Below are 6,072 nucleotides of genomic sequence, written 5' to 3'. Positions count from 1 at the left end.
AACGGAGCAGCGCCGGGCGGCGCGGCCGCTAGAGTACCGAACAGTTTAAAACTTAGGCAGCGCCTTTCCCCTTTGTCGATGACTTCTGACGAGGTGTAGTCTGTCGGCCAAAGGGCACTACTCCTCCGACCGTCACCTGCCAGGGATGGCAGGTGCGAGCCTACAGGGACGTACTTGCGGCGTGTCGGCGGAGGTCGCCCTGTTGACTCTTCTCTGTGTCGCAACAGACAACAAATAGCCGATTGGTCAATATTTGAGCTGAACGGTGCTCCAGGATTCAGGCCGGGTCGAACTTCAGCAGGTGGAAGTGCTTCTTGCCCCGGCACAGCACCAGGTAGCGGTGGTGCAGGGGAGCAATGCCGGCCAGGCTGTCGCCTCCGGCCCGGACGCCGTTCACGCTGATGGCGCCCCGGGCGATCAGTTCCCGCGCCTGGCGGTTGGAGCCGGCCAGCTTGGCTGCGACCACCAGCTCCACCAGCGAACCCGTGGCTTCCACCCGGGTCAGGGGGATGCCGTCCAGCTCCAGTTGGGCGAACTCGGCCGGGCTCAGTCGACCGAACTCCCCGGAAAACAGCGCCGAGCTTATCCGTTCGGCACCTCGCAGCGCCTCCTCGCCATGCACCAGCCGGGTCAGCTCCCGGGCCAGCACCCCTTGGGCCCGGGGCTTGCCGCCTTGCCGGTCCTCCGCCTCCATGGCGGCTATCTCCACCAGGGGGAGAAAGCTGTAGTAACGCAGGAAGCGATGGACATCCTCATCGGCGGTGTTCAGCCAGAACTGGTAGAAGGCGTAGGGCGAGGTCCTGGTCGGATCCAGCCAGACGGTGCCGCTTTCGGTCTTGCCGAACTTGGTGCCGTCCGCCTTGGTGATGAGCGGCAGGGTCAGTCCGAATACCCGCTGCCGGTTGAGCCGGCGCACGAGATCGATGCCGCTGGTAATGTTGCCCCACTGATCGTTGCCGCCGATCTGCAGGCTGCAGCCCCGCTCCCGGTTGAGCACGGCGAAGTCGTAGGATTGCAGCAGGGAGTAGGAAAACTCGGTGAACGACAGCCCCTGCTCGGGGCGGGCCAGTCGTTGCCTGACCGATTCCCGGGCGATCATGGCATTCACCGAAAAATGCTTGCCGAGGTCCCGCAGAAAGCCGAGCACGTCCATGCCGGCCAGCCAGTCGCGGTTGTTGACCAGTTGCACCCGATCATTGCCGTCCGCACCCAACAACCGGCCTATCTGCTCACCCAGTGCGTCCACCCAGCCTTGCACCGCCTCGGCGCTGTTCAGGCTGCGTTCCTTGGCCTTGAAGCTGGGGTCGCCGATCATGCCGGTGGCGCCGCCGATCAGGGCCACCACCCGGTGGCCGGCGCCCAGGAAGCGGCGCAGCATCAGCAGGGGGACCAGATGGCCGATGTGCAGGCTGCCGGCGGTGGGATCGAAACCGCAGTACAGGGTGCGGGCATCGGCGTCGAGGTGCGCCGCCAGGGCGGCGGGATCGGACAACTGGGCAATAAGGCCGCGCCGTTGCAACTCGTCGAGCAAGGAGGAACCGGTCGTATCCATGGGAAGACTCCGTTGGCAAAAGCCCGATCCTGCTCCGGACGCGGCCGGCCAGCTATGTCCTTTATGGGACAGTTTGCGATAATCGTCGGCTCCAACCTCCGGAGAGAATAGCGATGAAAGACCTGGACGAAGCCCTGCTGGCCAGGGCGATCGATGCCTTGGGCGGTGCCGCCTTTCCCCGGGCGCTGGCCCGCCTGCTGGAAACCCTGCTCGGGTGCGATTGCCTGCTGATGGTGGGCTATCGCACCGGGGGCCGCGCGCTGTATCTGTACGACAACCTGCGGCATCGGCGCGAGCTGCTGTTTCAGCAGTACCTGAACGGCCTTTACACCGAGGATCCCTTCTGCCGGGCGCTGAGCGCCGGCCTGGCCGAGGGCGTCTACTCGCTGCGCGCACTGGCGGCGGCGCAGGGCATGGCGCCCCATTATCTGGCGGCCTTCTATCGGGACACCGGCTGGCAGGAGGAGCTGGGGCTGGTGATCAGGCTCAACGACGGCCAGTGGCTGATGATCTTTTTTGGCCGCCTGCAGGCCAGACCCTTCACCCCGGCGGAGCAGGCGGAGCTGCGCCGCCGTCTCCCCTTGCTGGGGGCCCTGTGCCGGCGGCACTGGCCCGGTGGCATCGGTCCGCTGGCGCTGTCGCCGCCCGGTGCGGCCGACATGGACCGCCGGGTGCAGGCGGCCCTGGCCAGTTTCGGCCGGGCCAGACTGACCCGGCGCGAGGGACAGGTGGCTTCCTTGCTGGTACAGGGCCTCGACAACGGCGCCATCGCCGCCGGGCTCGGCATCGGCGAGGGCACGGTCAAAAACCACCGCAAGCATTTGTACGCCAAGTTCGGGGTGGACTCGCGGGCAGCGCTGTTCGCGCTTTTTCTCAACCACCTGATCACCGGTGACGGCGAGTCCGGTCGAAGGGAAGGATAAGGCCGTCGCTGGCGCCGGGCCGGGGCCGGGAATTCCCCGGCCGGTGTCGCTTATGTTGCCGTTCCGGTCGGATTTATCCGTCCAAGCCCGCGGTCGGAGCGGGGTATGCTGGCGCCTTTACCGCGAGGCGGTGATGCCCTTTGTCAAGGGGCAGGCAACAGTAGCCCCTCGCCCCCGGGGCCCATAGGCGTGTATAATGGCCGCCTCTTCTGGGCGCACTGATACAGGATTCAAAGGGGACAGATCGTTATGATCCCAAGGATTGATCTGCAGCAGCAGATAAACCCCACCTATTTTTCGTTTCTCGAGGCCTTGGCCGACAGCGGTTTTCGCGGTGACATAGAGCGCAGTTACGCCAGCCGGCTGGCGGTGGCCACCGACAACAGCGTTTACCAGTGCCTGCCGCAGGCGGTGGTGTTTCCCCGCTCCAGCCAGGATCTGGTGGTGATGCTGACCCTGGCCGGCAAGGAGGCCTACAGGGATATCCGTTTCTCCCCCCGGGGCGGCGGCACCGGCACCAACGGCCAGTCGCTCAACGACAACATCGTGGTCGACCTGTCCCGCCATATGCACCAGTTGCTGACCCTGGATGCCGAGGGGCGCCGGGTACGGGTACAGACCGGCATGGTCAAGGACAAGCTCAACCAGCTGGTGGCCCCCCAGGATCTGTTCTTCTCGCCGGATCTGTCCACCAGCAACAGGGCCACCATCGGCGGCATGATCAACACCGACGCCTCCGGCCAGGGTTCCCTGGTCTATGGCAAGACCTCGGATCACGTGCTGGGGGTGACCGCCGTGCTGGTGGACGGCACCCTTATCGAAACCGGGCCGGTGTCCGGCGAGGCGCTGGACCAGAAGCTCGAGGAAGACAGCCGGGAAGGGGAGCTGTACCGCTGCGTCTACCACAGCGTAACCGGGCACGCGGGCGAGATAGAGCAGCGCTTCCCCAAACTCAACCGCTTCCTGACCGGCTACGACCTCAAACATGTTTACGACAAGCATACCCATACCCTGGATCTGACCCGTATCCTGTGCGGCTCCGAGGGGTCGCTCGCCTTTATCACCGAAGCCTGGCTGGATCTGACCCCCATTCCCAAATACCGTACCCTGGTCAACGTCAAGTACGACAGTTTCCAGTCCGCCCTGCGCAACGCCCCGCTGATGGTGGAGGCCAAGGCGCTGTCGGTGGAAACCGTCGACTCCAGGGTGCTCAACCTGGCGCGGGAAGACATCATCTGGCATTCGGTGAGCGATCTGATCCGGGACGTGCCGGGCAAGGTGATGGACGGCCTCAACATGGTGGAGTACGCCGACCAGGACGAAGCCGCCCAGCGCGACAAGGTCGAGGCCCTCTGCGCCCGGCTCGACGAGCTTATCAAACGGGGCGAGGCGGGCATCATCGGCTACCAGCGGTGCGACGATCTGGCCTCCCTCAACCGCATCTACGCCATGCGCAAGAAGGCGGTGGGCCTGCTCGGCAACGCCAAGGGTCGCAAGAAGCCGGTGGCCTTCGTGGAGGACACCGCGGTGCCGCCCGAGCACCTGGCCGACTACATCATGGAATTCCGCCAGCTGCTCGACGATCATGGTCTGCAGTACGGCATGTTCGGCCATGTGGACGCCGGCGTGCTGCACGTGCGCCCGGCGCTGGACCTGACCGACCCGGAGCAGGAGGTGATGCTGCGCCGCATCTCCGATCAGGTCAACGCCCTCACCGCCAAATACGGCGGCCTGATGTGGGGCGAGCACGGCAAGGGCTACCGCTCCGAATACAGCCCGGTGTTCTTCGGCGAAACGCTCTTTACCGAGCTGCGCCGCATCAAGTCGGCCTTCGATCCCTTCAACCGTCTCAACCCGGGCAAGATCTGCACCCCGCTGGACAGCCTGGAGCAACTGGTGTCGGTGGATGCCACCAAGCGCGGCTTCTTCGACCGGCAGATCCCGGTGCACGTGCGTGACGGCTTCACCCAGGCCATGGACTGCAACGGCAACGGGCTCTGTTTCGACTTCGAGGTGCGCTCGCCCATGTGCCCCTCGATGAAGCTCACCGCCGACCGGCGCCACTCCCCCAAGGGCCGGGCCGGCCTGGTGCGGGAATGGCTGCGCCAGCTCTCGGCCCAGGGCTTCGATCCCATGGCCGAAGAGGCGGCGGTGATGAGCCGGGGCACCAGCGTCAAGGGCATGGTGGAGCGCATCAAGCACACCCTGGCCAGGCGCCGGGGCGAATACGACTTCTCCCACGAGGTGAAGGAGGCGATGGACGGCTGCCTGGCCTGCAAGGCCTGCTCCAGCCAGTGCCCGATCAAGGTGGACGTGCCCACCTTCCGCGCCCGTTTCCTGCAGCTCTACCACCAGCGCTACCAGCGCCCGCCCAAGGATTACCTGGTGTCCTGGGTGGAAAGCTACACCCCCTGGATGGCGAAAGCCCCGGGCCTGGTTAACCCGGTGATGAAAAACCAGTGGGTCAAGCGCGGCGCCGCCTCTTGGCTTGGCATGGTGGACATGCCGCTGGTGAGCAACCCCAGCCTCAAGACCCTGCTGGCCGACGGCCCGGCCGGCCAGTTCGACCTGGCCCGGCTGCAGGGCCTGAGCGCGGAGCAGAAGGCGAAAACCGTGCTTATCGTGCAGGACCCCTTCACCTCCTTCTACGATGCCCAGGTGGTGTTCGATCTGGTGCGCCTGGCCACGGCGCTCGGCTTCGCGCCGGTGGTGCTGCCGTTCAAGCCCAACGGCAAGGCGGCTCATGTGAAAGGCTTTTTGCGCCGTTTCGCCGCCATGGCCGCCGACAGCGCCCAGTTCCTCAACCAGCTGGCCCGGCTCGGCATTCCCATGATGGGGGTGGATCCCTCCCTGGTGCTCTGCTACCGGGACGAATACGACAAGATCCTGGGCCCGGCCCGGGGCGACTTCGAGGTGCTGCTGCCCCAGGAGTGGCTGCTGCGGGTGCTGGAGCAAATCCCGGCCCGGCAGCCGGCCGGCGAGCCCTGGTACCTGTTCGCCCACTGCACCGAAAAGACCGCCAAGCCCGCCACCCACCAGGACTGGGGCAGGATCTTCGGCCACCTGGGCGCCCGGCTCGAGCCGGTGGCGGTGGGTTGCTGCGGCATGGCCGGCACCTACGGCCACGAAACCAGGAACCTGGAAGGCTCCAGGACCCTCTATGGCCTGAGCTGGGCCGAGCCCATGGGCAGGTTGCCCCGGGAACGCTGCCTGGCCACCGGCTTCTCCTGCCGCAGCCAGGTCAAGCGGATGGAAGGGCAGCCGGTCAAGCATCCGGTGCAGGCTCTGCTAAGCTTGTTGACGTAAGGCAACAAGGAGAAGCATATGGGTCTGTTATGGGGGTTGATCATCGGCGGCCTGGCCGGCTGGATAGCGGGCAACCTGATGAAAGGGCAGGGCTTTGGCCTGCTCGGCAACATCGTCGTCGGCCTGGTGGGCGGCTTTCTCGGCGGCCTGCTGTTCCGCCTGCTGGGGCTGGCCGCCACCGGCATCATCGGCTCGCTGGTGATGTCGGTGATCGGCGCCGTGCTGCTGATCTTCGTGGTCGGCAAAATCGCCCGGCGTTAGCGGTGATGTGAAGCCTGAGGGGAGAGGCGT

At 65.8% G+C, this 6,072-nt stretch carries 4 protein-coding genes; 3 read left to right on the top strand and 1 reads right to left on the bottom strand.

Annotated elements, in window-relative coordinates; all coding sequences use genetic code 11:
* Positions 1-277: 277 nt before the first annotated feature.
* Positions 278-1,552 (bottom strand): tyrosine--tRNA ligase, encoded by a 1,275-nt coding sequence (tyrS, locus tag CGX12_RS11910; RefSeq protein WP_094040100.1) that lies wholly within the window; start codon positions 1,550-1,552, stop codon positions 278-280.
* A gap of 113 nt (positions 1,553-1,665) precedes the next feature.
* Between tyrS and CGX12_RS11905 the strand changes: the two genes are divergently transcribed.
* From CGX12_RS11905 to CGX12_RS11895, 3 genes are all read left to right on the top strand, one after another.
* Positions 1,666-2,475 carry a helix-turn-helix transcriptional regulator gene (locus CGX12_RS11905; protein ID WP_094040099.1) on the top strand — a complete coding sequence of 270 codons (810 nt, stop codon included), beginning with the start codon at positions 1,666-1,668 and terminating at the stop codon, positions 2,473-2,475.
* 249 nt (positions 2,476-2,724) lie between these two features.
* Positions 2,725-5,781 carry a D-2-hydroxyglutarate dehydrogenase YdiJ gene (gene ydiJ, locus CGX12_RS11900; RefSeq protein ID WP_094040098.1) on the top strand — a complete coding sequence of 1,019 codons (3,057 nt, stop codon included), beginning with the start codon at positions 2,725-2,727 and terminating at the stop codon, positions 5,779-5,781.
* Between the two features lie 18 nt (positions 5,782-5,799).
* Positions 5,800-6,042, top strand: a complete 243-nt coding sequence (locus tag CGX12_RS11895; RefSeq protein ID WP_094040097.1) for a GlsB/YeaQ/YmgE family stress response membrane protein — start codon at positions 5,800-5,802, stop codon at positions 6,040-6,042.
* The last annotated feature ends 30 nt before the right edge of the window (positions 6,043-6,072 follow it).

Source organism: Zobellella denitrificans (assembly GCF_002237365.1).
Taxonomy (GTDB): domain Bacteria; phylum Pseudomonadota; class Gammaproteobacteria; order Enterobacterales; family Aeromonadaceae; genus Oceanimonas; species Oceanimonas denitrificans.
The sequence above is the reverse complement of the archived record's forward strand: the minus strand, read 5'-3'. Positions and strand labels throughout refer to the sequence as shown.

What these genes read in the sequence shown, in the direction of transcription:
- ydiJ (WP_094040098.1), top strand. Translation starts at nt 2,725, where the DNA reads ATGATCCCAAGGATTGATCTGCAGCAGCAGATAAACCCCACCTATTTT.
- CGX12_RS11895 (WP_094040097.1), top strand. Translation starts at nt 5,800, where the DNA reads ATGGGTCTGTTATGGGGGTTGATCATCGGCGGCCTGGCCGGCTGGATA.
- tyrS (WP_094040100.1), bottom strand. Translation starts at nt 1,552, where the DNA reads ATGGATACGACCGGTTCCTCCTTGCTCGACGAGTTGCAACGGCGCGGC.
- CGX12_RS11905 (WP_094040099.1), top strand. Translation starts at nt 1,666, where the DNA reads ATGAAAGACCTGGACGAAGCCCTGCTGGCCAGGGCGATCGATGCCTTG.